This is a genomic window from Streptomyces sp. NPDC044003 (genome assembly GCF_056435185.1).
The window spans coordinates 48740-74572 of the sequence record NZ_JBWKFA010000020.1; the positions used below are offsets into that span (position 1 = coordinate 48740).

Annotated in this window: 15 protein-coding genes and 2 pseudogenes; 10 read left to right on the forward strand and 7 right to left on the reverse strand. The window is 70.7% G+C overall.

Annotation, left to right across the window (positions count from 1 at the left end; translation table 11 throughout):
* The first annotated feature begins 16 nt into the window (after positions 1–16).
* From AC07AW_RS40260 to AC07AW_RS40270, 3 genes are all read left to right on the forward strand, one after another.
* A complete protein-coding gene (locus tag AC07AW_RS40260; protein WP_478820420.1) occupies positions 17–1714 on the forward strand; it encodes an NAD(P)H-dependent oxidoreductase subunit E in 1698 nt (565 codons plus the stop codon).
* Positions 1711–4419, forward strand: a complete 2709-nt coding sequence (gene fdhF, locus AC07AW_RS40265) for a formate dehydrogenase subunit alpha (protein ID WP_478820421.1) — start codon at positions 1711–1713, stop codon at positions 4417–4419. The genes AC07AW_RS40260 and fdhF overlap by 4 nt, the downstream gene beginning before the upstream one ends.
* 274 nt (positions 4420–4693) lie before the next feature.
* A complete protein-coding gene (locus tag AC07AW_RS40270; RefSeq protein ID WP_478820422.1) occupies positions 4694–6739 on the forward strand; it encodes a SpoIIE family protein phosphatase in 2046 nt (681 codons plus the stop codon).
* Between the two features lie 39 nt (positions 6740–6778).
* On the opposite strand, the pseudogene AC07AW_RS40275 reads toward AC07AW_RS40270, so the two are convergent.
* Positions 6779–6961: pseudogene (locus AC07AW_RS40275) on the reverse strand (universal stress protein); the annotation flags it as partial.
* A 41-nt stretch (positions 6962–7002) separates the two neighbouring features.
* Between AC07AW_RS40275 and AC07AW_RS40280 the strand changes: the two are divergent.
* A complete protein-coding gene (locus AC07AW_RS40280; protein WP_478820423.1) occupies positions 7003–8448 on the forward strand; it encodes an ISL3 family transposase in 1446 nt (481 codons plus the stop codon).
* A gap of 9 nt (positions 8449–8457) precedes the next feature.
* On the forward strand, positions 8458–8877 hold the full coding sequence (locus AC07AW_RS40285) for an FHA domain-containing protein (RefSeq protein WP_478820424.1): 420 nt from the start codon (positions 8458–8460) through the stop codon (positions 8875–8877).
* Between the two features lie 676 nt (positions 8878–9553).
* Here AC07AW_RS40285 and AC07AW_RS40290 read toward each other — a convergent pair.
* Positions 9554–10348 carry an IS5 family transposase gene (locus AC07AW_RS40290; protein WP_478820442.1) on the reverse strand — a complete coding sequence of 265 codons (795 nt, stop codon included), beginning with the start codon at positions 10346–10348 and terminating at the stop codon, positions 9554–9556.
* A 283-nt stretch (positions 10349–10631) separates the two neighbouring features.
* Between AC07AW_RS40290 and AC07AW_RS40295 the strand changes: the two genes are divergently transcribed.
* The 3 genes and pseudogenes from AC07AW_RS40295 to AC07AW_RS40305 all read left to right on the forward strand — a co-directional run.
* Positions 10632–10994 (forward strand): ferrous iron transport protein A, encoded by a 363-nt coding sequence (locus AC07AW_RS40295; protein ID WP_478820425.1) that lies wholly within the window; start codon positions 10632–10634, stop codon positions 10992–10994.
* 492 nt (positions 10995–11486) lie between these two features.
* Entirely contained in the window at positions 11487–12806 is a 1320-nt protein-coding gene (locus AC07AW_RS40300) for an outer membrane protein assembly factor BamB family protein (RefSeq protein WP_478820426.1), read from the forward strand.
* 227 nt (positions 12807–13033) lie between these two features.
* Positions 13034–13334: pseudogene (locus AC07AW_RS40305) on the forward strand (hypothetical protein); the annotation flags it as partial.
* 167 nt (positions 13335–13501) lie between these two features.
* Here the strand turns inward: AC07AW_RS40305 and AC07AW_RS40310 are convergent.
* Positions 13502–15709 carry a HEAT repeat domain-containing protein gene (locus tag AC07AW_RS40310; RefSeq protein WP_478820427.1) on the reverse strand — a complete coding sequence of 736 codons (2208 nt, stop codon included), beginning with the start codon at positions 15707–15709 and terminating at the stop codon, positions 13502–13504.
* A gap of 496 nt (positions 15710–16205) precedes the next feature.
* Between AC07AW_RS40310 and AC07AW_RS40315 the strand changes: the two genes are divergently transcribed.
* A complete protein-coding gene (locus tag AC07AW_RS40315; RefSeq protein WP_478820428.1) occupies positions 16206–16946 on the forward strand; it encodes a PP2C family protein-serine/threonine phosphatase in 741 nt (246 codons plus the stop codon).
* Positions 16947–17066: 120 nt separating this feature from the next.
* Here the strand turns inward: AC07AW_RS40315 and AC07AW_RS40320 are convergent, their stop codons facing one another.
* The 4 genes from AC07AW_RS40320 to AC07AW_RS40335 all read right to left on the reverse strand — a co-directional run bounded on the left by AC07AW_RS40320 (position 17067) and on the right by AC07AW_RS40335 (position 23033).
* On the reverse strand, positions 17067–18536 hold the full coding sequence (locus AC07AW_RS40320) for an NUDIX domain-containing protein (protein ID WP_478820429.1): 1470 nt from the start codon (positions 18534–18536) through the stop codon (positions 17067–17069).
* 204 nt (positions 18537–18740) lie between these two features.
* The gene (locus AC07AW_RS40325) at positions 18741–19793 is read right to left on the reverse strand and encodes a phosphotransferase (RefSeq protein ID WP_478820430.1); all 1053 of its coding nucleotides are present in this window, start codon (positions 19791–19793) and stop codon (positions 18741–18743) included.
* Between the two features lie 148 nt (positions 19794–19941).
* Positions 19942–21834 carry an ATP-binding cassette domain-containing protein gene (locus AC07AW_RS40330; RefSeq protein WP_478820431.1) on the reverse strand — a complete coding sequence of 631 codons (1893 nt, stop codon included), beginning with the start codon at positions 21832–21834 and terminating at the stop codon, positions 19942–19944.
* Between the two features lie 191 nt (positions 21835–22025).
* Positions 22026–23033 carry a hypothetical protein gene (locus AC07AW_RS40335; protein ID WP_478820432.1) on the reverse strand — a complete coding sequence of 336 codons (1008 nt, stop codon included), beginning with the start codon at positions 23031–23033 and terminating at the stop codon, positions 22026–22028.
* 734 nt (positions 23034–23767) lie between these two features.
* Between AC07AW_RS40335 and AC07AW_RS40340 the strand changes: the two genes are divergently transcribed.
* Complete coding sequence (locus tag AC07AW_RS40340; RefSeq protein ID WP_478820433.1) at positions 23768–25606, forward strand: hypothetical protein; 1839 nt, start codon at positions 23768–23770, stop codon at positions 25604–25606.
* The last annotated feature ends 227 nt before the right edge of the window (positions 25607–25833 follow it).

Sequence of the window (25833 nt, forward strand, 5' to 3'; positions counted from 1 at the left end):
CGGTCACTCTGGGACCATGGCCGGTCGGTTGCCCGCGGAGCCGGGCGGACACCGCGACGCGTTCCGTGCGCTCACCGCGCGGCACGCAGCGCACGGTGGCTTGCTGCCCGCCGGGCTGGAGCGGGCCAGGGCGGCATCCGCCGCCGACCCCGAGGAATGGGCGCCCCAGGTCGCGGCGGCAGCCGGACTGCCCGGCGCCGCAGGGCTCGGTCCCGCCACGTACTTCGCCGATCTTGCCGCCCCGCGCGGCGAGCGGCATGTGCGGGTGTGCACCGCGACGGCGTGCTTCGCCGCCCGCGGCGGACGGCATGTGCGGGAGGTGGAGGAGGCGCTCGGTGTGACAGCCGGGCACGTCGCCACCGACGGCCGCACCTCGCTGCAGGGGGTGCGCTGCCTCGGCTACTGCTACGCGGGCCCCGCCGCCCTCGACGGAATCCGGCCTCGGGCCGGGGCCGATCTCGCCGACCAGCTCGCCGGCCGTACGGAGCCCCGCGTACCCGGCATCCCCGTGGCCGACACCACCGGGACCCCTGTCCTCCTCGCAGGCATCGTGAACGAGGAGCCCGCCTGGGACGTGTGGCGCCGGGCGGTGGCCGCGGGGCGCCCCGACGATGTGCGCGAGGAGGTCGCCGCCTCTGGACTGCGCGGCCGAGGCGGCGCCGGGTTCCCCGTGGCGGCCAAGTGGAGCGCGGTGGAGGGCAAGCCCGGTGCCGTCGTCGTCGCCAACGGCGACGAGGGCGACCCCGGCTCGTACGCCGACCGGCTGCTGATGGAGGAGGACCCGGTGCGCGTCCTCGCGGGGCTCGCCCTGGCCTGCTTCGCCTGCGGCGCCCGACGCGGGACGGTTCTGGTGCGCTCCGAGTACCCGCAGGCCATGGCCCGGCTGGGGCGGGCGGTGACGGAAGCGGTGGCAGCCGGGGACCTCGCCCCCTCGATCGAGACCGCCGGGCCGCGGCCGTTCGTCGAGATCATCGAAGGTGCCGGCTCCTACGTGGCAGGGGAGGAGACCGCGCTCATCGCCCGCCTGGAGGGCGCCCGCGGCTGCGCCCGCCCGCGGCCCCCGTACCCGACCGACCACGGACTGTGGGACGCGCCCACCGTGGTGAACAACGTGGAGACGCTCGCCGCCGTGCCCTGGATCGTCCGTCACGGCGGCGACGCCTACACCCGGCGCGGGGCACCGGAGGAGTCGGGAACCAAACTGGTCTGTCTGTCCGAGCGGTTCGCGCGTCCGGGGGCCTACGAGGTCGAACTCGGCATCCCCGTACGGGACATCGTCACCCGATTCGGCGGAGGCCTCAAGGACGGCCGTGAACTCGTCGCCCTCCAGATCGGAGGCCCACTCGGCGGCTTCCTCGCCGGGAACGCCCTCGATGTCCCGCTCACCTCCCAGACGCTCGCAGATCACGGCGCCGCACTGGGGCACGCCGGTCTCGTCGCATTCGACGCCGACACCGACCCCCACGAACTCCTCCGACACGTATGGGAGTTCGCGGCCGACGAGAGCTGCGGAGCCTGTTCGCCCTGTCGGGTCGGCACCAGGCGAGGGCTCGAACTCGCCCGCGAGCGGGGCGGCGCACCGGGCGAAGCGTACGAACGGCTGGCGCGGCTCATGAGGGAGGCGAGCCTCTGCGCCTTCGGCCGCCGCGTGCCCCTCGCCGTTCGCAGCCTCGCCCAGGCCTATGGGGCCGCCCTCGCGGGGTGGGACCGATGACACACCCCCCGACGGCACGCCTCCAGGTCGACGGCCGCATGGTCGAACTACCTGCCGGAGCGACGCTGCTCGACGCCGTACGGGCCGCCGGCGTCGAGCTGCCCACCCTCTGCCACGACGAGCGCCTCCGTCCCGCCGGCTCCTGCCGGACCTGCCTGGTCCACGCAGACGGGCGGACCGTCGCCGCCTGCGTCACGCCCGCCACGCCGGCCATGACGGTCGACACCACTGGCGAGGAGGTGAGGAACCTGCGCCGGGACGCGGTCGCCCTCATCGCCTCAGCGCTCCCACAGCGCGCGCTCGCGAATGATGCTCCCAGTGAACTCGCGGAAGCCTGCCAGGCGTTGGGAATCCATCCGGACAGTGCCACCGGGACACCCCTGCGCGGGCGAGACGACACCCACCCGTACGTCCGTCTCGACCGAGACCTGTGCATCGCCTGCGGCCGCTGCGTCCGCATGTGCGCCGACGTGCAGGGCACCTTCGCCCTCACCCTCACCGGACGAGGCGCCGACACGGTCGTCGCCCCCGGCTCGGGCGGCGCCTGGGCGGAATCCGACTGCGTCGCCTGCGGCGGCTGCGTCGACACGTGCCCTACGGGCGCGATCTCCCAGGCCGGGCCCGGCCATGGCCTCACCTCCCGGCAGCCTGATCCCGACCGCGTCCGCACCACCTGCGGGTACTGCGGTGTCGGCTGCACCCTCGACGTCGTCGTCCGTGATGACCGGGTCGCGGCCGTACTCCCTGCCCGGGACGGGCCGGTCAACCAGGGGCACGCCTGCGTGAAGGGCCGTTTCTCGTACGGGTACCTCCGCTCCGCCGAACGTCTCACCGAGCCCCTGGTGCGCCGCGACGGCGTCCTGACACCGGCGAGCTGGGACGAGGCGATCGGCGTCGTCGCGGACGGGCTACGCACCGCCGTCGCGCACGGCGGGCCCGACGCGGTCGCCGCGATCTCCTCGGCTCGCGCCACCAACGAGGAGAACTACCTCGTCCAGAAGTTCCTGCGGACCGTCATCGGCACCAACAACGTCGACAACTGCTCCCGCCTCTGCCACGCCCCTTCCGCCGCCGGACTCACGGCGTCCTTCGGACGGGCCGGCGGCACCGACCCCTTCGACGACGTCGAGACCGCGGACTGCCTCCTCGTCGTCGGAGCCAACCCCGTCGAGGCTCACCCCGTAGTCGGCGCCCGGCTGCTCCAACGGGCCCTCGACGGCGCCACCCTGATCGTCGCCGACCCACGAGCGGTCGGTCTCGCCCGCCATGCCGACCTCCACCTGCGCCCCCGGCCCGGCACCAACGTCGCCCTCTTCCACGGCCTCGCCCACGTCCTGGTCGCCGAGGGCCTGACCGACCCCGACTTCCTCCGGGACCGCTGCACCGGACTCGACGAACTCACCACACTCCTTGCCGACTATGCGCCCGCGTCCGTCGCCGAGATCACCGGCGTTCCGGCTGAGGACATCACGAAGGCAGCTCGGTGCTACGGCCGGGCCGAACGCCCTGCCGTGGTCTACGGGCTCGGCGTCACGGAGCACCTCCACGGCACCGACGGCGTACGCACCCTGGCCAACCTGCCCATCCTGCGCGGCGCCGTCGGAGGCACCGGACGAGGCTTCGGCATCAGCCCCCTGCGCGGGCAGAACAACGTCCAGGGCGCCTCCGACATGGGTGCACTGCCGGACCTGCTGCCAGGCTATGTCCGCGTTGTCGACCCCGAGGCCTGCGCCCGCGCCGAAGCGGTGTGGGGCCGGCCGGTCCCGCCCACGCCCGGGCTGCGCATCCCCGAGATGTTCACCGCGGCCCGGGAGGGCCGACTGCGGGCCTTGTGGGTCATCGGCGAGGACGTGTGTGCCACGGACCCGGACAGCAGGCGCGTCGCCGAGGCGCTCGACGCCTGCCCGCTGGTCGTCGTCAACGAACTGTTCCTCAGCGAGACCGCCCGGCACGCCGATGTCGTGCTTCCTGTGGCCTCCTGGCTGGAGAAGGACGGCACCTTCGTCAACTTCGACCGCCGGTTCCAGCGGGTGCGCGCCGCGGTCCGTCCGCCCGGTGCGGCCCGCACCGACTTCGACGTCATCCGGGGCGTCGCCGCCGCGATGGGCTCCGACCTCGGCTGTCCCACCCCCGCCGATGCCCTCGCCGAATGCGCCCGGCTCGCCCCCGTCTTCGCCGGACTCTCGCACGCACGCCTCGACCGAGAGGGCGCGGTGCCCTGGCCGTGCACTTCGCCGGACCGACCTGGCGAAGCCACGCTGTACGCCGAGGAATTCGCGACCCCGGACGGCTGCGCCCATCTCTCCGCCGCTCCCTACCTGCCGCCGGGCGAGGAACCGGACGCCGATTACCCGCTCCTGCTCGTCACAGGACGCCGCTGGGCCCACTACAACTCCGGCAGCATGACCCGGCGCGGTGGAAACCTCCTGCTGGACACCCACGGCCGACTCGACCTGCACCCGGAGGACGCCGCCCGGTACGGAGTGCGGGACGGAGCCCCCGTCACCGTCGACAGCCGTCACGGACAGGCGCGGCTGATCGCCCGCGTCGGCGCCGACCTCGCGCCCGGACAGGTCTTCTGCGCGTTCCACTTCCCGGACGAGGGCGTCAACTCGCTCACTTCGGAGCACGCCGACACCGTGACCTCGTGCCCCGAGTACAAGGTCACGGCAGTACGGCTGCGGCCGACGAGGCCCGACGGCTGAGCAGGTCGCGGACCATGGGCCATCGCGCGGGCAGTTGCGTCGTACGTTGCACCGAGAGGGCGCGTTTCCGTTCACCAACAGTCGCCGGCCGTGAATCCTGTGTCATATCGGAACAGTCGGTACCGGCAGGGGAACGAGGCCCGGGACCCGCACGGTCCGTCCGCGCGACTTACCGGGGGACAGGCGCCCATACTGAGGATGGCAGCCGTCCAGGGGTGCGGACGTACGAGAACCGCGGTGGCGATGCGCGATGCAGCAAGTGCCCTTCGACGAAGTGACCACCAGCGCAGCCCGGGACGCCGGCGGATGGCTGGGCGCCTTGCCCGTGGCCGTGGTGGCCACCAGCGCGGACGGGGCGATCGTCCGCTGGGACCACGCGGCGGAGGACCTGCTCGGCTACACCTCGCACGAGGTTCTCGGCCTGCATATCGCCGACCTGCTCCATCCGGGCGCGGACCGCGGTCTCGGCCGCTCACTGTGGGAGGGGGCGGCCACGGGGCGTGGGGTGATGGGCATGGTGACCGCCTGGCACAAAGAGGGACGCCCGCTGGAGCTGGAGATCTGGGCGTGCCCGGTCCCGGCCCGGCACCGGGGCGGGACGACGGTGCTGGTGTTCGCCGCGGAGGCGGAGGCGGCACGACGGATCCGCGGCTCGTCGGCGGTGTGGGACGGGTTGTTCTCCCGTTCCCCGGTCGGCATCGCCGTCCTGGACACCGAGCTGCGGTTCCTTCGCGTCAACCCGGCACTGGAGGTGATGAACGGTCTTCCGCAGGCCGCTCACATCGGGCGCCGCCTCGTCGAGATCCTGCCTGATGTCAATGCCGTGGACATGGAGCGCGCGATGCGCCGGGCCCTGGACGAGGGGAGGCCCGTCCTGGACTCCCGCCGTACGGGCCGCACCCCGGCCGACCCGGACCACGACCACGTGTGGTCGGGTTCGTACGTCCGCCTGGAGGACGCCGACGGCCGCCCGATCGGGCTGGCCGCCACGCTGATCGACATCACAGCCAAGGAGCAGGCGCAGCTCGAAGCCGACGCGGGCCGGCGCCACCTCGCCCTGGTCAACGAGGCCACGCTCAAGATCGGCACCAGCCTGGACCTGGAGCGAACCGCGCAGGAGCTCGCAGACGTCGCCGTACCCGATCTCGCGGACGCCGTCACCGTCGACGTCCTCGACGCCTTGGCCGCAGGCGAAGAACTCGGCGCCGGCCTGGTCGGGGGCGCCACGCTGCGCCGACTCGCCAAGGCACCGCTGACCGGGTCACCCGTCACTGCCGTTCTCGTCCCCCTGGGACGCACCCTCGTCTTTCCCGCCAGCGCGCCGTACACCCGGGCGCTCGGCGCACGCCGCCCGTTCGTCGTCCCCGCGTTCGACGAGCAGGCCGTTGCTCCGGCAGCCGGACACTCCGCCACGCCAGCGGAGCTGCTCCGGCTGGGAGTGCACTCGTTCATGATGACCCCGCTGCTCGCCCGCGGTGTGGTGCTGGGGATGGCGACCTTCTACCGGACACGCCCCATCGGCCCCTTCACCGAGGACGAGGTCGCCCTCGCCGGTGAGCTGGCGGCCCGCGCCGCGGTGTGCGTCGACAACGCGCGCCTCTACCGCCGCGAGCACGACACCGCCGCTGTGCTGCAGCGCAGCATGCTGCCGCAGCACATCACCCCGCCGCCGGGGATGGAGGTCGCCCACCGCTACCTGCCCGCCAGCGACGTCAACGAGGTCGGTGGCGACTGGTACGACGTCATCGCGCTGGAGGACGGCAGGGCCGCGCTCGTCATCGGAGACGTCATGGGGCACGGCACCGCGGCCGCGGCGGTGATGGGGCGGCTGTCCGCGAGTGTCAGGGCCCTCGCCCGGCTCGACCTCGCCCCGGAGGATGTGCTGTACCAGCTGGAGGCCGCCCTGCACGATCTCGCCGAGCCGATGCTCGCGACCTTTCTGTCCGTGGTGGTCGACCCGGCCACCGGCCACTGCCGCATCACCCGTGCGGGCCACCCGCCCCCGGCAGCCGTCTTCCCCGACGGCACGGTCCGGCTGCTCGACGTACCGCCGGGCCTGCCCCTGGGGGTCGGCGGCATCGCCTTCACGACCACCGATGTCACCTTGCCCCTCGGCAGCCTCCTCGTCCTGTACACCGACGGCCTCGTCGAGGCCCGCAGCAGCGACATCGACGCCCGCCTCGCCGAACTGACCGATCTGCTCGGCGCGCCCGCCCCGTCCCTGCCCGCCCTCTGCGACCGCCTGCTCACCCATCTCGTCCCGGCCTCCGCGGACGACGACATCGCCCTGCTCATCGCCCGCGTCAACACCGCGGCCTGAGCGCCGGCCCCGCGTCACACGCAGGAACCACGCCGCGGGTCAGTCGTGGGGGACGAGGACGACCGGCGCGCGGCTGTGGTGCAGTACCGCGTGGGCCACGCTGCCGATGTGTGCGCCCAGGGTCGAACGCTGGGTGCGCCGGCCGACCACCACGAGGCTCGAGTCGTCGGAGGCCTGTACCAGCTCCTGTCCGGCCGATCCGATCAGCACGCGGGCGACTGCCGGGACGCCGGGGTACGGGGTGCCATGCCCGGGCTCGGCGGGTGCACTCCTGCTACGAGCGGTGTCTGGCCGAGCGGCCCTTGGCCGGGAGCAGGTTGCTGGTCAGGCTTAGGGTTCGGAGGTTCTTCTGCGATCAGGCCGCGTGCCGACGGCGAACGTTCGTCGAACAGGTCGGTGGGCTGAGCGAGCGATACCGCCGCTCCAGCCTCGGGCTGAAGACGTGGCTTCGCCAGGTCGCGGTCGAACTCGGCGGGCGGGCAGGCGAACGGCTGTGCCGCCGCATGCACGTCGCCGCCGGACGCACGCGACTGCTGGAGCTGCTGGATCCTCCGCCGGTGCCGGAGCGAGCCCCGCGGGTGCTCGGTGTCGACGAGTTCGCCTTCCGCAGGGGCCGCACCTACGGAACCATCCTCGTCGACGTGGAGGCCGGTCGAGTCGTGGATGTTCTGCCCGACCGTACCTCCGAGACCTTCGCCGCCTGGCTGCGCGAGCATCCAGGCGCCGAGATCATCTGCCGCGATCGAGCCTCGGCCTACACCCGCGCGATCAAGGAAGCGGCGCCTGACACTGTGGAAGTCGCCGACCGCTGGCACCTGCTTCAAAACCTTGCCGCCGCAGTGGAGAAGACCTGCCGCCAGCACCGCGCCTGCCTGCGCAAACGTGTCGACGAGGTGACCAGTCATATCCCGGAAGCGCCGCCTCTGATGCAGCTCCCGCTCCACGAACTACCGCGGACGCCGATCATGGAACGGACCCGGCGCCGTCACGCTGACGTCCAGAAGCTCGTCGCTGCGGGCTGGACCATCAGCGCCATTGCCCGTCGTCTCCACCTCGACCGCAAGACCGTCCGACGCTTCCGCGATACCGACCTCGACCAGCTCCTGGCCTCGGCAAACGAACGCCAGCCAGCCGGAGTGCTGGAACCGTTCAAGCCGTACCTGAACACCCGCTTCACCGAGAGCCTCGGTCAGGCCAGCGGCAGCCGCCTCTTCCTGGAGATCCGTGAACGCGGCTACCGCGGCAGCCGCCAGGTCGTCCGCAAACACCTCGCCGCCCTCCGAGCCGGCAACGCCGAACCCGTCCGCGCTGACATCCCCAGCCCTCGCAAGATCACCAGCTGGATCATGAGACCGCGAGATACTCTCCCGCCCGAACTCGAACGACGGCTGCTCGACGTGCGGATCGCCTGTCCGGACATCGCCCGCGCCTGTGACCTCGCCCGCGCCTTCGCCGAGCTTCTCCGACACCGACGCGGATTCCTGCTGCCCGAATGGATCCGCCAGGCCGAGCAGGACGCCCCGAAGCCAGTGGGCGGCTTCGCCGGATTCCTCCGACAGGACCTGGACGCCGTTACTGCCGGCCTCACTCTCCACTGGAGCTCAGGAATCGTCGAAGGCCACGTCAACAGAGTCAAAACGCTCAAGAGGGCGATGTACGGACGGGCTTCCTTCGGTCTCCTGCGGACCCGAATCCTCATCACGCCGTAGTCTTCCGACGTGCGCTATCTGGCAGAACCATTCATCCTTGGCGCCCTTGAGCGGGGCCGCTGTGTCGAGCAGTTCCTTGGACCGTCTGGAAGCCCCGAGCGGCTGGGGATCCACTGGGTCGAGCTACGGCCAGTACGAGGGACCTACGAGGTCTACCTGCACGCCGCTCTCGACTGCGAACCGCTGACCGGCGACCTGGATTCGCTGCCACCGCTGTTCGACAGCGACGAAGAGGACTTCGGTTTCCTCCTGGCAATCACGAACGATCCCCTTGCCGCCCTGGATGCTGCCGAGACCCAAACGGGAGCAGTACGCAATCGCTGGGTGAACCAGTTCATGGCAGGCGACGAGTACCGCGACTACGTAGTCGCCGGCCGCCCAGACAGGGCGCCTGACGGCCAGGCGTGGCCGACTCCACAGACTTCCTGACCTGGCATTTCACGGAACTCCGGTCAGAGCCTTGAAAACGGCCAGGGATGCTCGTCGCCCCACTCGGTCCGACGTTCAACGGATTGGGGAGTTTCAGTAACTGTTGCTTTCCGAATGAGGTCGGCAGGTTTCTGCTGGTCAGGAATGGCGGGGCTGGTTCGGCGGCAGGGATGACGGTGTCGAGTCGTCTCGCTGTGGAGGTGCCGGATGCCGTCGGTTTGGGGCTGTTGGAGGCGGGGGAGTCTGCCGCCCACGTTCGGGTGGCAGAACTGCGGGCTGAGGCGGACCGGGTTCTGGCCGAGCTTGCGCAGGCGGAAGCCGTGCTGGAGCGGCGGGTCGTCGCGGTGGCGGAACTGGCGGAGGCCCTGGATGCCGGCTTCGCGCCGGAGGAGGCGGTCCGGCCCGCGCCGGTGCCGATCGCGGTGAAGGAACTGGCGGCAGGGTCGATGGTGCCCGAGTGGGTCGAGGGCGTCGCCTCGGTGGCGCTCGCGCCAGATACCGGCGGCTGCTTGCGGTGCTGGAGGCGGAGTCAACGGGGCGGGCTTGCGGGCGCGGGATCTGGCCGGGCGGCTGGGTCTGAAGCTGGTACCGGCGAAGGTCGAGGGGGTGCGGGTAAGTGCGAAGCGGCTGGTCAGGCGGGGTCGGCTGACCGAGGAAGGTCCCGGGCTGTTCGCGGTCAGGCCAGCTGCCTGATCGCCTGGCGGGCGAGGCGGCGTCCCATGAGCATGGCAATCGACCACTGCACGATTGCCTCGCTGCTGGCGGGACGGGTCTCGTAGTCGCGGGCCAGGCGGCGCGAGCGCATCAGCCAGGCGAAGGTCGGCTCCACGCACCAACGGCGGGGGAGCACGGTGAATCCGGTGGTGTCGTCTGAACGCTTGACGATCTTGATGGTCAGCCGCAGGTGGTCGCGGGCCCAGTCGACCAGGCGCCCGGTGTAACCGCCGTCGGCCCACAACAGCCGGATCCGACGGTGGCGGGCGAGCAAGTGGGGCAGCATCCCGCAGACCGCCTGCCGGTCGGTGACGTCGGCCGGGGTGACCAGCACCATCAACAGCAGGCCCAGACAGTCCACGGTCACGTGCCGCTTGCGTCCGTTGATGTTCTTGCCCGCGTCGAAGCCGCGGGAGACGGCCGGGACCGACGCCGCGGCCTTCACCGACTGCGAATCCACGATCACGGCCGACGGCTCCGCGTCGCGGCCCTCGCTCTGCCGAACCCGGACGCGGAGCCGGTCGTGGAACTCGCAGACGAGACGGTGGTCGCGCCACCTGCCAAAGAACACATAGATGCGGTCCCACGCGGGGAACTCGCCAGGCATCGCCCGCCACTTGATGCCGTTGTCGACCAGATACCGGATCGCGACGATCATCTGCCGATGGCAATAGGCCTCCGGCTGCCCGCCCCTGCCGTTCATCCAGGCCGGCACGGGCAGCAGCGGCCGGATCACAGCCCACTCCCTTCGGTACATATCGGATGGGTAGCATCGCACACGTTCCCCGTGATCGGCCGCGTTCCCGCACTGATGCGCGAGGCAACCACACGGCCGGGACACCGAGTTGGACGCGGTGACGGACAGCACGGAAGACTGCGGCACCAGGGCCTCCTGGTCTGCTCGGGCTTCGACACCCACGAGCTGTGCAGGAGGCCCTGCCTTCATGCCGGCACCGCCACAAGATCACTCCACCGAGCCACCGAAACCCCAGGAGCGATAACTCGTGGCGTCCGGGGGTCCACCCGGGGAAGCTGAGCACATGCCTGTCGACTCATCCTCCAGCTCGGGACAAGCACGGGACCGGAAAGCCGTTGAGCACATCCTCGGCCGCCCCTTGAACCAGGCGTGGCCGCCCTCCGCACTCGCGCCCGGCAGCAGGGTCATGGTCATCTCTGATCCGCTGGCCGGCGGGCCGTGGCAGGCGGAGTTCCTCGGCAGCATCGACGACATTGGCGCCCCGGAACCCGTCCGACACCCCAGCGCGCACCCCGGAGAGCTCGCATACTGGGTCAGCTTCGACGAACCCCAGCACGACAGCAGCGGCAGCGGTCCCTTCCGCAAGGCAGAGATCTGGGCGCGCTACCTGCGGCCCGCGCGAACCGATATGCCACGTGATCGATAGAGCAACGGCTACTCAGCGCGCGTCGCGCGCCTTGTCGGCCGGGCCGCCCGCTCGTGCAAGCGTGCCGGTCGTGCCGGCAGGTCAAGGGCGCTTGCGGCGGCGCTCCGCGCTTCGGCCACCCTGGACGGCCACCGAAGCTGCGGCGAAGTGACAGGTAGCTCTCCGCAGTCAGGTCCGACCAGAGCCGGAGCAGCGCAACGTGCGTGCTGAACGTCCCGGGCGGGTGGAGCGCTCCAAGCGCCTGTCTAACTCGCTGACCTGCGACAGCTCAGTAACCAAGACTCGTCGGAGGTAATTCAACTCGGCACAAGACCTGGTAATCCCGAAGGTGGGGCTGATCATCGATCACGTACGCTGGGCGCCTTCGAGGGGGCAGCGAGGGGTGGGGGCCACATGTCGACGGGTGCGAATACAGATACGGACGCGGGTGCGAACGGGGTGGCCGTCGCGGATGCGGTCCCCGGGCGCCGTGGACGCCGCGGGCGGAAATGGGTGGCCGTTGCGGCGGGCGCGCTGGTGGTTCTGGGAGGTGCCGGCGCCATCGTCGGCGGCATCCTCTCCGACGCAGGCCTGCTGCCTGGTGACTCCATGGAGCTCGCCTGGCAGACCCCACCCGACCACAGCGCTGCCGCGTACGGCAACGGCGACTGGTTCGTCGGCGACACCGTCGTCCGCAGCAGGTATGACGCCGTCACCGCTTTCGACGTCGGATCAGGGCAGCGGCGCTGGGAGTACGTCGTGCCCGGCCGGGACGAGATCTGCGCCGTCAGCAAGGCGGCCGACGGCTCCGTCGCCCTGCTTGCCCACGGCGAGAGGGGGAAGACGGACGCCGACGACGAGGTCGAGCAGGGCGGCGGCTGCGCCACCGTCACCGCCCTCGACCTCGCCAGCGGCCGCGAACTGTGGCACACCCGCCGCGCGCCCGGGACCGGTGAGCTGAGCGCCGAGCCCGATCTCGTCGCCACCGGCGGCGGCCTCGCCGTTCTCCGTGACATCGACGACGACTGGCAGTACGAGCCGTCCGAGCACCGCCGCGTCCTGCCCGGAGACCAGGCCTTGCGCGCCTTCGACCTGCGTACCGGCACTCCGCGCTGGAAGGCAGCGGTGGCCGAGGGATGTGTCCCGCACCGGGTCGCCGCCGCCGCGCGGCAGGTCGTCGCCGTCCTCGCCTGCGAGCGCACCGAACTGAAGCTCGCCGCCTTCGACCCGGCCGACGGCAAGGAGCGGTGGACCGTTCCCCTGGACCGGCGTTCGGTCGACCTACGGGCCGACGTGACGTTTCTGTCCGCCGACCCGCTGGTCGTACGGGTCGTCGCGGGGGAGACGAGCGGGCTGCGGGCCTACCTCGCGTTCGGTCCTGACGGCCGTCCCCAGGGGCGCGTCGAGTTCGACAGCGGTGCCGGGAAGATCGACGAGTACGAGCCGGCACGCGTGACCGTGGACGGCGGACGGCTCTACGCCGTCACCAACGTCCGGTGCCGGAAATGGGATTGCGACCAGGTCGTCGCCTTCGATCTGGCCGGCGGCCATGAGCTGTGGCGCACGGTCCTGAACAACCAGGATGAGGGGCTCGCGCTGCGGGCCGTTGGCGACCGGGTGACGGTCCTTGTCGACCGTGGCCTCAAGCAGTCGAGGAAGGAGGGGTTGTATGTCCTGGACGCGGCCACTGGCGAGGAGGAGGACGAGCGCAGCTATTCGGAGGACGTCGACCATGACAAGTCCGTCGCCGACCTGATCGTTCACGACGACCTGGTCATCGCCGTGCAGTGGGGCGAAGGGGTCCGGCCCTTCACGGCCTACCGTCCCTGGTGACAGACAACCCGATCCTCGCCTCCCGTGCCCAGCCCCGGCCGGGGACCTCGCCCCGCCAATGCGGTTGCCTTTGCGTCGCGGGGATCGGTGCCGCGCTTGTGACGGGGTGGGACGCGAGCCAGCGGGTGCGGATCGGGATCCTGACGAAGGTGTTCACTGCGGAGCTGGTCGACGCGGCGATAGCCAAGCACGATCGGGCCGAGCGGCGCCGCCGGCTTCTGCTGTCCCGGGCGCAGGCCGTGCCGTCCCGCCCGGCGGATGCAGAGTGCCCGGACCTGAGGGTCTGGCCGTCTGCCGATGTGCTGGCGATTTTCCGTTTATGCCGACGATGCAGTCGACTTCGGCTTCGACGTCGACCTGCGGGAGTTGCAGGGTCAGGATCGACTTGATGTGTTCTGCGGCTTCCTTCGGGAGATCGGACGGCGGTTGGGTAAGCCGGTGCTGATGGACCCGGAAGGCGAGTATGGACATCCGGTACTCGGCTTCGTTGTCGAGGCTGATCGAGTGGTTGTCCTCGCAGGCCCGTAGGTCAGGTGACTGACGTCGACGGCTGCGGTTCGTAGAAGGTGCCGTCGCGGAGCATGGCGAACAGCACGTCGTTCCGGTGCCTGGCCCGGCAGAGCAGGGCCTCCATCGCTTAGCCCTCGTCGGTGTGCGGGGCTTGGCTCGCGCCCTGCGCGCCGACGCGGCGGTGCCTATTGCTCCCCGGCCGGCGCAGGTTCGGGGAGGTCTCGCAGACGCGCCGCGAGGGAACGGCAGAGGCGCTCGATCTCCAGGTCGGGAGCGACTGCATCACTCCAAGGGTCGTTGCCTCGGTGCGGTTGCGCGAGCGCCGTCTGGATCCGGGGCAGGGCGGGGCGTGCGGCCTGGCCCATGCGGGTCAGGCAGGCGAGGACATCGGGCGCGGTGGAGTTGTTGGCCTTCCAGGCGTTCAGCAGCGCCGGCACAACGGTGTCGGCCTCGCTGTCTCCGGCTATGTCCCACAGTGCTGATGCGGTGTGGACGAGAGTCCACGCGTTCCCCACGTTGAGTACGGCCGCATCGTCTTGCTCGTTTCGTGCGTTCATCTGCGTCTGCTCGTTCAGTATCTGTCGCAGGCGCGGCAGGATGGGAGCGGCGGGAGGTCCGATCCGGCCGGCGAGGCCGATGGCGGCGAAGTTCCGCTGGTGGTCAAGGAGGCGTTCCAGCAGCGGCACGACACCTTCGGGGCGTTGCTCGATTTCCCAGACGGCGGCTGCCGCGGCTGTACGGACACCCGCGTTGTCCGCATCGGTGAGGGGCCGGACGGTGTCCAGGGCGGAGGCGGCGCGGGTGGCGAACGAGGCGAGTGCCTTCAGGACGGGCTCCGCGGTGCGCCACTGCTTGTGCCGGACGGCGGCCTGGACGGCGTCGGTGAGGGCAGGTACGGCTGCCGGATCCCCCAGTTTGGCGAGGGCGGAGGAGAGAGCCGGGGGACTGACATCGGGCCACTCCTGTGAGTGGTCGACAGCGGCGAGGAGGCGAACGAGTCGGGGCGTGAGCTCGGCGGCGGCTTGGGGCAGATGTCCTGCCGCATTCACGGCGCGCCAGGCATCAACGCCGGTGTCCAGCGCGGTCAGCAGTCCGGGCAAGGCCCGCTCGTCTCCGAGCCGGGCCAGCGCCAGCACGGCCTGCTGATGGGCTCGGCGCAGCTCGGGGTGCGGGCTCGCCCACGCATCGGGCCTGTGTGTGGTGCGGTGGGTGGTGACGTAGGCGGCGAGGGTTTCCCGGGCCGGCTCGGCCAGCCGGTCCAGTGACCCGAGCGCCTCGGCCGCTGCCGCCGACGTGTAGGAGTCGCGCGGTAGCAGACACTCGGCGAGGAGCCGCACCAGGTGAGTGTGATCTCCCCGCCAGGAGGCGATCAGACCGCGTGCCATGGTGATCGCGTCGTACCGGGTGGCCGCATCGGGGCTGCGCAGCTGCTCGCGGAGCAGGGCGGTCCGGTCCTCGACACGCGAGTCGAGGACCTCGTGGAAGGTCACCAGCAGGGTGGTCGTCGGTGCGTGGACGCGGCCGTGGCGTTCGAGGTCGGCGAAGGCGGCGGCGACGTGCCCAGGAACACCAGGGTCGGAGTCGGCCTCGGCAGGACACGTGCACGGCCCCGGCGGCCCCTGGCTCTCGTCCTCTGTCTCGCTCTCCTGGGGCCGGGGTATCGGTGTGATGCGGCGGAGGAGTCCGATCGCGGTGGGCACTGTGGTGTCGTCGATGGACTCGGGAACGCAGCGGGCCCGCTGGACGAGCGCCGCAAGACGGATATCGGCGTCCACCGCCACCCCGTCGGCGAGGATGTCGAACCACTCCCGCGCCGGTACCCGCGCTGCCGGGAGCCGTAGCGCCAGGTCGCCCATCGTCCGGACCACCAGCAGCCGCTCCGTGATGCCGTCCTCGGCGGCGAGCCGGTCCCGAAGGGCTCCTACCGCCCGCTCGGCGTCATCCAGGAACAGTCCCAAGCCCGCGATGGCGGCGCGACGCACCTGCGCGTCGGCATCACGTGCATAGCCGACGAACGCCTCGCCGCGCCCGTGCATCAACGCTGCGGCGTCCTGGTAGGCAGTGGACTCCTCACCATCGGGACCGATCCAGACGGCGCCGGGGTCGTCCCGATCGACGGCTTCACGGCCGATGTTCACGATCAGTGCGACCACCGACGCCCGATCAGGCGTGGAGGGGGCGTCAGCCATGGCGAACAGGAACGGCAGACTGGCCACCGTGCAGGGATACACGTCCCCCTGGTGGTGGGCTGCGCTGTAGAAGCTGCTGAAGGCCTGCTCCCGGACCTCGGCGTCGGACGAGGTCATGTCGCGCAGCCATTGCGGAACATCACTGGCAGGTCCGTAGGCGTGACCCATGGACGCCCAGTCGATGCTCTCCAAGTTGTTGATCATTCCCGGCACTATGCCGGACAGCACTGACATCTCCGGCCGAACCGACCACGACGCCCGTCCCCCGACAGGTGTGGAGCCGCATCAGTGGGCGTCGACGCTCGGGGAATACCGCTCGTGCCGCCGTAACGGGTGCGGGCTGTTCACCGGTGGCGCCGGCGGGATCCGGTAGTGGACGTCGGCTGGCTGCTTGCTGTTCGGCTCGGGTTTGGGTGGTGGTGAGGCGGTGGGTGTCGGTTCCGGTTTCGGTGGTGGTGCCGCCGAGGGGGATTGGGTCGACGTTGGCGGCGCAGTGGCGGGGGTGGGTGATGGTTTTGGTCCGGCCGGCGAAGGACTCGGTGGGGGGTGATGGCGTCGCTGTTCTCGCCGACAGAGCCATGGACCTGAGGACTGTGTTCCTTGCGTGTCTCCTGGCCAGTAGTAAGGGCACTGGTGTGCTCGGGGCGCCACAATGGGTGGTGTGGGAGGCGCCTGTCGTTGCGGAGAGGCGGGGCCTTTGATGCCGTATATAAGGGTGACTGCCCTGAGTCATACGGGGCTGGTTCGTGAGCACAATGAGGACAGTCTTGTGGCCGGTCCGTGGACGTTGTGCGGCACCGTGACGGAGAACCCGCAGACGCTGGTGTTCCCTGTCGGCAGACCGCTGGTCGTCGCGGTTGCCGATGGTATCGGCGGGCAGCCGGCCGGCGAGGTGGCCAGTGCGTTGATCGTCCGGCAGCTGGCGTCGTTCGGCCCTTCGCTGGACAGTGAGGAAGCTGTCCGTGACGCTCTGAACATCTGCAATCGCGTGGTGTACGCGGCTGCCGATGGTGATCCGGCGCTGATCACCATGGGTACTACGGTCGCGGGTGTCGTCGTGCTGGCCGAGTCGGTGCTGGTGTTCAACGTCGGCGACAGCAGAGTTTTTGGCGTGGCTCAGGACGGACTTCGTCAGGTGAGCGTGGACGACAGTCCGCCGTTGCCGCGGGGACGGCGCACCACTTCGCTGGTCACGCAGGCGCTTGGTGGCGCTCCCCGGTTCAGTGCCATCACGCCACACGTCACAGCGTCGCCGTTCTCGGCCGGTGATCGTTACCTGGTGTGTACCGATGGTCTGACCGACCCTGTGCCGGAGGAGGCACTGGGTGACTTGCTGCGGGTCCATGGCGAGGGGAGGGCTGCTTTCGAGCTGTGGAAGGCCGCCATCGAAGCGGGAGGTCCCGACAACATCACGCTCGCGTTGATCGGCATCGGCGAGTAGTGGTCGATGTCGCGCATCCGCCGGCCATGCGATCCGGCGACACGATGGCCCGGGCGGGTATCGGGACCCGAACAGGCGCCGCATCCTTTCTTGTTCGTCGATGCGGTGCGGAGAGGCAGGTTACGGGGACCAGCCCGTTTCCGTATAGGGGCGGCCGGCCTGGATCCCTTCGATCGCCGCGTGGGTGTAGGGGACGATCTCCTCCGGGAGGTTGTCGATGTCCCAGTACTGCCAGGCGACAGTCTTGTCCGGTTCCCGGAGCTCGGGCGTGCCCTCCCAGGCACGCGCGCGGAAGAAGAGCTGGATCCGGGGCTGGTCTCCGGGGCGGTCGACCGCGTGCACCGTGTGGACGAGGGTGAGGTCGTCCGCGCTGATGACCAGTCCTGCCTCTTCTTGTGCCTCGCGCACCAGGCATGCGGTCGCGGCTTCGTACGCACAGTGACCCGCGAGAACGTGCCACATCCCGCCCGCGTACGCCGAGTCGGGATGGCGCCGGCCCAGCAGGACCTTGCCGTCCTGTTCGAGGACGAGGTGCACGCCGAGGATGTGGGGTTCGGTGCCAGGGGGCAGCGTCGCTGCGGTCGGGGTCTTCGCCGGCCGTTTGCTGACGTCGGCGGCAGGGTGGTCGGTGGCGTGCCGTTGGAGCAGCTTCCGGGTGGAGGGAAGCATGGTCAGGTACGGCAGTTGCTCAGGGCTTCGCCAGGCAAGGAGCTGGCCTTCGGTCACCGTCAGGGTGCTGGGGTCGCCGCTCCATGTGCCGGTGAACAGCTGAATCGGGACGAGGGTTCCGTCGGTGCCGGGCACGTGCTCGATCGCGTACGGCTGGAGGTCGGGGATCTGCAGGCCGGCCTCTTCCCGCAGCTCGCGGACGACTGTGTGCAGCAGGGTGGCGTCATGCGGTTCCCGGCCGCCGCCGAGCAGGTCCCAGCATCCTGGCGCCCAGATGCCGGGCTTCGCGTCCCTCAGGTGCAGCAGGTAGCGGCCCTGACCGTCGTGGATCACCGCGCCGGCGTTCACGGGTGTGACAGGGCCGTCCAGGGCGGCATCGTGGAGCTTCGCGAGCAGCGTCGGCGACCGTACCTCGTCCTGCGGCAGCCAGACAGCCCCCGCGGCTTCCTCTTCCTGGAGAGTGAGATCGGTGCTGTCGGCCGCCAGGCGGAACGCGAAGCGGAAGTCGTAGTGCTGATGTGCCCCTTCCCCTTTCAGCGCGTTGGCTTCGATGCTGTGGACGTCGATGTCGATGGGCGCGCGCCCGAACTCCGGTGTGGGGACGAGGAGGGAGGGCGGGATGCTGGTCTCCTCGCCGATCTCCCGCAGCGCGGCCGCGAGCAGGGTCTCGTCCCCCGCTTCGACGTGGCCGCCGGGGTTGAGCAGCAGCCCGGAGGCCTTGTGCTCGATGTGAAGGACGCGTCCGGCAGCGTCGATGACGACGCCGCTGCATGTGATGTGGCCGGGCAGCGAGGCACGGCTCGTCGGGTCCTCTTCCGTGTCCAGAGCCGTGAGGAGGCCGGAGAGTGCGTCGCGCTCGCCGGGGTGTCGACCGAGGTAGTCGGCGACCGTGGATTGCAGGTGGTCACGGGACGGGCGCATGTCAGTACCTCGCGCAGGTCGAGATGGTGGCCGGGAGCGGGGGAGTGGGGCAGGAAGCGCAGCAGGGCATGTCAGAACCTCACAGTGGTGGTGACGGGGACGGGTCAGACAAGGCCGCCGAGGCATCGCGTTGTGCCTCCGCGCCGGCCCGCCTTGGAGAGTGGCTGGTACGGCCCGGCAGAGACGGCTACCGGAGGTGGTTCCTCAGCACCTCCTCAGGTGGTTGCTCAGTACCTCCTCCGCCTCGTCGAGCCGTTCACGCAGAACGACAGCGGCCTCCACGCGGTCTCGGGCGTAGGCCTCCAGCGACTCGGTGACGGGTCCGAGGCCGTCCACGACCGTGTTGAGCGGATAGACGGTGCACCCCAGGTACGCGGCCGTCAGCCGGACCACGCTCACCAGCTCCTCCACCGGCACGGCCGGATGGCGCCGGCGGTAGACGGCGGCGAGGCGGGCCAGCCCCTGGGGCCAGTCCGGATGGGCGAGAACGGTACGCGGGTCGAGTGCCAGCCGGCCGAGCTCCCACATGGGGCTGCGCCGCCCCGGCGCGGCGAAGTCGATCACCGCGGCGACATCGTCCCCACGCAGGAGCACATTCGGACCCGACAGGTCCCCGTGGACCAGCTGCGAGATCGTCCGCTCCGGAGCCCCCTCCAGCAGCCGCTCCACCGCCGGCAGTCCGGCCAGCCGCTCGCGTGCCGTCTCCAGCGCCCACCGCTCGAAGTCCGTACGAGGAGGGTCCGTCTCGTAGCGGTGAACGAGGCCTTCGAGCCGGGACCGGCTGCGCACGGGGTCGACCGCTTTGTCGCGTGCATCGAGTCGGGGTGGCCCGAACCGGTGGCGGGCCAGGCCACGGTGCAAGCGGCCGATCGCCTCACCGACGGCCTCCCATCGACGTCCGGTGAGCCGGCCGTCGGCGGTGACCGTGTCGTGGAGATAGCGGGTGACGGACATGGTCATACTCCCCTCGCAGGCGACCAGCTGCTTCTTGTCGACCGTGTGGCGCGCGCGGGCGACCGGTACCCGGCACAGTCGGGCGTACTCGCTCAGCGCGGCGGCGCTCTCGGCCGTCTCTCGGCCTGTGCCGGCCGGGTAGGTCTTGACGAACCAGGCGGTGCCGGCCTTCGTGGTGGCCACGTAGTTACGAGTCGCGGTCCCGGACGGTCCGGGAGTCACCGACGCCGGAACGATGCCGAACGCGCAGGCGACCATCCGTGTCACGAGGGAGATCCGGTCTCGGGGGGTTGCGGTGGTCACGACGGGTCTCCTTCACGTGCGGGTCTCACGCGGGGGCGCGAAGCGGGCAGGCGGCAGGCGGCGGGGGGCGCGGCGATCGGCAGCGGTGAGGGACGGGAGCACGGCTCCTCCTTGGCTGTGCCGTACAGGATGGGTGGGGCGGCGGTGATCAGCGGTCCTGGGACAGCTCCAGCAGCTCGGCGAAGGTTCCGCCGCCGTGGACGAGGTCGTCGTACCGGCCCTGTTCGGTGATCCGTCCGTGCTCCATCACGACGATGTGGTCCGCGATCCGGGTGTTCTCCAGGCGGTGGGTGACCACGATCGTGATGCGGTCGGCGGCGATGGTCTTGATCTGCTCGAAGATCTGGTGCTCACCGCGCGGATCCATCTGTGAGGTGGGTTCGTCGAGGATCAGCAGTTCCGGGCGCCTGTAGAGGGCCCGGCAGCACGCGATGCGCTGCCACTGTCCGCCGGAGAGTTCTGTGCCGCCGAAGATGTCGCGGGACAGGAGGGTGTCCAGGCCGGCGGGGAGGTCTTCGACTGCCTCGCGAAGGCCGACCGCGTCGACGGCCTCCCACACGGGGACGTCGTCGTGGGTACGGGGCTGACCGAGGGTGATGTTCTCGCGGACGCGCAGCGGCCACTGCGCGAAGATCTGCGGCACCAGACCGGTGTTCGCCCACACCGTGGCGGGGTCCACCTCGGCGAGGTCGGTGCCGTTCCATGTGACCTTCCCCTTGTCCGGCAGGTAGATCCCCGTCAGCAGCCGGGTGAGTGTGGACTTCCCCGAGCCGTTCGCGCCGACGATCGCGAGGATCTGGCCGCGCTTGAGAGCGAGGGAGACCCCGTCGACAGCGGGCTTGTCCTTACCCGGGTACTGATAGACGACCTCGTCGAGCCGGATCTCCTCTGTCGGCGCGGAGTGCTTGTGGGGCTCGCGCCGGGGCGTACGGGCGGCGGCGTCGTCGAGGAAGGACTGCATGTCACCCAGGTACAGGCTGGTGTGGAAGAGCGCGGCCCCGTGGATGACGACCTGGGACAGCGCGGCGAGCGTGGTCTGGACGGCGATGACGGCCGTCGCGGCGACGGCGAGTGCGATGCGTGCGGACACCGCCAGCCAGGCCAAGGCGCCCCAGGTCGCGACGAGGAAGACTCCGCCGGCCAGTGCGGACAGCAGAGCGATCCGCAGCGTACGTGGGGCGGCGGCCAGGGTGCGGCGGTCGCAGCGGTCGGACAGGGCCCGGTACCAGAAGGCGAGGTAGTCGGTCATCGAGTTGGCGCGGACCTCGTCGCCGTACTTCGATGTGGTCGCCCACCAGCGCATCATCCCCCTGACATTGCGGTCCGCCACGTTGGCGTAGTGGATCTCGTAGTCCACCCGGGCGGTCAGGACGGCGCCGACGCCGGCCGGCAGCACGGCGAGCAGGAGCAGCGGCAGCATCAGCGGGTTCAGCACCGACAGCACACCGGCGGCAGTGCACATGCGGATCAGCGCGGACAGGAACCGCTGGGCGTCGGTGACCATCACGTGGGTGCGGAGCACGCCCATCTCGGCCGCCTCGTGCCGGTCCGAGAATCCCTCCTCCGCGTACGCGGACGCTTCGACCCGGCACACCGCCTCGACCAGAGCGCTGTCCGTCTGCGTCGTCAGCCGTGGGGTGATCCTCCGCTCGGCGTACGCGGCCACCACTGCTGTGCCGCGGCCCAGGGCGGCGGCGAGCGCGACCACGAGCAGCGCCGGGACAGCTCCGTGCAGCCGGTCACTGGCGGAGCCGTCGCCGAGGACGGGCTTCATGGCGCGTGCGGTGCCGGTCAGCAGCACGGCTGCCGAGACGCCCGTGACCGCCTGGCAGAGGAGCAGCAGCTGCACAGCGCGCCGGTCTGTCCGCCACGCCAGCCGGGCGATCCGGCCCAGGACGGCCGGGAGCTGTCCGCACATCCGCCGGAAGGACACCTCGGCGAGCGGATTGACGGAGTACTGCCCGCTGTACGTGATCTCCGCTGGTGGGGGTGGAGGTGGCGCGGCGGTTTGCTGCTGGTCATGGGAGGAGGCTGAGGTCAACGTTGGTCCCCCTGACGGTTGTCCGACATGGTCGTGAGGTTCAACGACACCGGCGGGCAGTCGAACACCTGTATTTCGGTCTCCCTCGGAACCCCGAGATCCGAGGCGTGGCGGAGGGTGGAGGATGCATCGACCCGCCTGCGGCAACAGGACGTCAGGGAAGCGATGTTGGCCAAAACGCCGATGGTGCTTCAGGAGAATCGAGTCTCCGACGCGGCGGCGCGCGAACCGGAGATGCCCGTAACGGTCTTGAATGCCTCGCCGACCGTGCGCCCGTCCTTGACCACGCAGGTCGCGGTGGCCACGGCGAGCGGCATGGGCAGGTCCCGGCCGAGCAGGCCCGCAATCCCGGCCGGTCGCCCCGGAGCCGGCACCCGGGTTGTCCGGGCCGTCACCGAAGGCCGGAGGGTTGTCCGGACCGTGGTCCCGCCGCATCTTGGCGATGTGCCGGTCGAGGCGTTCCGTACGGTGCTCCCTGACCCGGGCGGCCTTCCCCAGCGCGACGTCGATGTCGTCGGCCTCACCCTCCAGATCCGACAGCAGCAGCGGCTCTGCCGCCGGCGGAACGAAAGCACCCCCGCGGCTTCCCCCGCCCCGCAGAACTCAAGCTCCTCACTCAACACGCGGACCCGCTCCTGGGCCTGTTCGGCGAGCTCGTCAGCCCGCCGCCGCTCTGCACGGGCCTGCTCGAGCTCCACTTCCGCCGTGCTTCGCTGCTGTTGGCTGCGCTCAAGCTGCTCCCGCACGCGACGAAGCCCCGCCTCGTCGCGCAGTCGATCCCGCTCCCTCAGCAGCGACAGCCTGTCCCGCTGCAGCTTGTCGACCATCGCGAGCAGAACGAGCACCATGTGATTCGCGTCGTTGCGTTCCCGCTCCAGCTGGGCAGCGCGTTCCATGGCCCGCACGAGCTTGTCGGACACCTTGAGTTCCCTCTGCTGTGACTGAAGCAGCGCGGCCTGGGCGGATGTTCGTGCCGCGGCCCGTTCTTCGGCGGACATCCGTGCCTGCTGTCGAGCCACGCGTACCTGGTCGAGGAGGTCGAGCGATGCCGTCTCGTCGGCCGAGCAGATCCTCGCGATCGCGTGGATGAAGCCCTGCCGCAGCCCAACACCCGCCGGCCGCTTCGACACCGTGGTCCGGCTGGGCACATGCCTCTCGTCGAACTGATCGGGTGTCAGTGCGGCGAGGACATCGTCCACCCGAAGACTGCCTGTCTCGTCAAGCCAGCGCCGCAGGAGTTGAGCCACGGCATTGGCTTTCGGAGTCGGTCCCTTCAGGGGCCCCAGGGACGCGTCCGTCTGCCCGGTCGAGGCGCAGTCAGCCGCATCCCCCGAGTTGTGAACTAACCTAATTTTATCCGTACTTGTTGGTCAGGGGATCTGGACAACTGGACCGCCTCATCCTGCCTGGGTGACCGTGGGAGAGCCACCGAATCCGGCCCCGGATTCGGGCATGTGACCAGGAGACCGACCGGTGGACATCAACCTCCAGCAGGCTCTTGACCTGGTTGTTCACGGCCTACTGACCCACCCACCCACCCAGCTCATCACCGCCGGGTCTCCTGGCGGTGACGACAGCGGCCTTCCGTGCCTGGCGCCGGCGGACCCGTAGCCGCAGGGCTCCTCGCTGACGGCGCCGGCCGCGGCGTGACGAGGGAGGCACGGGCATCCGAGCCCGAATGCCTGTGGCCCGAGAGCTTGCCTCCCGCGCCCGGCCCGTCATGGGCTGACGCCCAGCCGTTCTGCACCTGAGCCGGGTCCCGGCCCCGTCACCCACCGCCGTTTCACTGCGGCAACCGGCCCCTTCGACGCAGCTGAACCGCCTTCGAGCCCCTGAGTGGAATCATGAGCGTGTGCAGCACCGAAAGAAACTCCACGAACTGCTCCGATGCGCCGGACTCACGGTCGTCGAGGACGTACGCCCGGGCAGCCTGTTGCCTCCGGAGGCCGGCTGGCGCATCGCGCGCGGGATCGCAGCGCCGGACGGAGCGGTCCGTGAAGCGCTCGACGCCTCGTGGTGGCGTCGCGTTGCGGATGCCGGCGGCGAGTTCTTGGTGGCCGTCCTGGGGCATCGGATCGGCGGCAACGACTCCTGGTGGACCCGGGTCCGCTGCGCCGAGGGCGGTGTGCCGGGGCTGACCGGCGATCCCGGGTTCGTGGCGCTCTCCCTGGACGGGCAGGTTCTTGTGACGCAGGTGCCCGGTGCGCACGGGCCCTTGGTGACGGCCCTCGACCGGCTGCCGGAGCGGTTGGAGGAGGCTGCCGCGGCTGCCGGGCGTGAGACGCAGACCGCGCGCGCCGAGGCGTGGGCAGCGGTGCCCGGCCGGCATGCGTGGCCTCTGCACTGGGCGGAGGGGATCGGATCGAACCCGGCCGCACCCGACGAACTGCTGATCCGGCTGCTGGATGTGGCGGAGGGCTTCCTGCACGGATGCGACCGGCCCGCCGTCCTCGACGCCGCCGTTGCGCACCCCGATCCACGGGTCAGGTCGACGCCCGCCGACACCTTCCGGCCCAAGCTCACGCCCGATCAATGGGTCCGCCTGGTCCGTGCCGAACCGTCGCCGCATCGGCGCGTGCTGTGGGCCGAGCACGCCGGCATCTGGGGCACCGAACTTCCCGGGGACCTGTACGACGACCTCCTCGCCGGCCCGTCCCGCGCCTTGGCCGCCGAACTCCCCGGGCTCCCCGCCCACCATCTCCCCGGTCTCGCATCCGATGCCGATCCCCGGGTGCGGGCGGCTGCCTGCGCCCGGTGGGAGGACCTTGCCGCGCCACTGCGGGAGCGGCTGCTGGCCGACACCGACGACGTGGTGCGTACGGCGGCGCTGCTCGCCCACCACATCGGCACCCCCATGCCTCACAAGGTCCTTGCCGCACTGCCCGCGCCCCGGCGCGCGCTCGAAGAGTGCCGTCTCGCACCCGAGCTGGAGGCACAACTGCTCCGAGACGGGGACCCGGAGACACGCCGAGCGCTGGCCGCCAACCCACAGCTCAGCGCGCACAGCGTCGCCGTCCTGGCGGAGGACCCAGACGACGACGTCCGCTCGGCGGTGGCACTGCGGCCCGACCTCAGCGAGGAGCAGCGTGCCGCGGTGCGCTACGCATTCGACCCGACGTCGCTGTCGCACACGGTGCCCTGGGTCGAACGCCTGCATGAGGACGCAGAAGCCATGCGCCGCCTCGCCGCATCGTCCCATCCGCTCATCCGGCGGAGCGTGGCCCGTGCCCGGAACCTTCCACCGGACGTGGTGGAGCGTCTGGCCCGGGACGAAGACCGCAGGGTCCACCTGTTCCTTGCCGAATCGTGCGACGACGCGCCGGCCGAGATGCTGCTGGAGGTCTGGCGCTGGTGGGACGGCAGCCTCACCCACCCCGACCGCCCCCGCAAGCACCCCAATTTCCCGCGCACGGGCCTGCTGCGCTACGCCGACGACCCCAGCGGGCGGATGCGCCGCCTGACCCTGGACGACCCGGAGTCCACGTCCGCCGACGTCGCACGCCTCGCCCGCGACTCGGAAGCGGAGGTGCGCCGGCGCGCTGCCGAGGACCCCCGCCTTGCACCGGCCGACGCGGTGCGGCTGCTGAACGACCCGGCGGCCTACGTACGCGGGACCGCGATGCGCAATCCACGGCTTCCGGCCCGCGTTCTTGCCGGGTTGCTGCACGATGCCGACACGGCACGCGCGGCGGTCGCCAATCCGGCGATCCCGGTGCCCGTCCTGCACCGCATCCTGGACGCAGCTGCGGCAGCCGTAACAGCCCGGCGCTGAACACCGCCGACCCGCAGGCCGGCCGCGTCACCCGACCCGGAACTCCTGCACCCCGCTGTGATGCGGACGGTGGGACGGATGTGCACCGCTTGGCGACCACTCTCTGCATGGGCCCACCGAAAGCATCCGCAGCTCCCCGCCGGCCGGGGGCCCGCGGCCAGTGCAGCGCCGACGGCCTCGGTGCCCTGTTCCCTGTGCCCGCGCGGGGGTGGTCCTTTGTAGGTCGA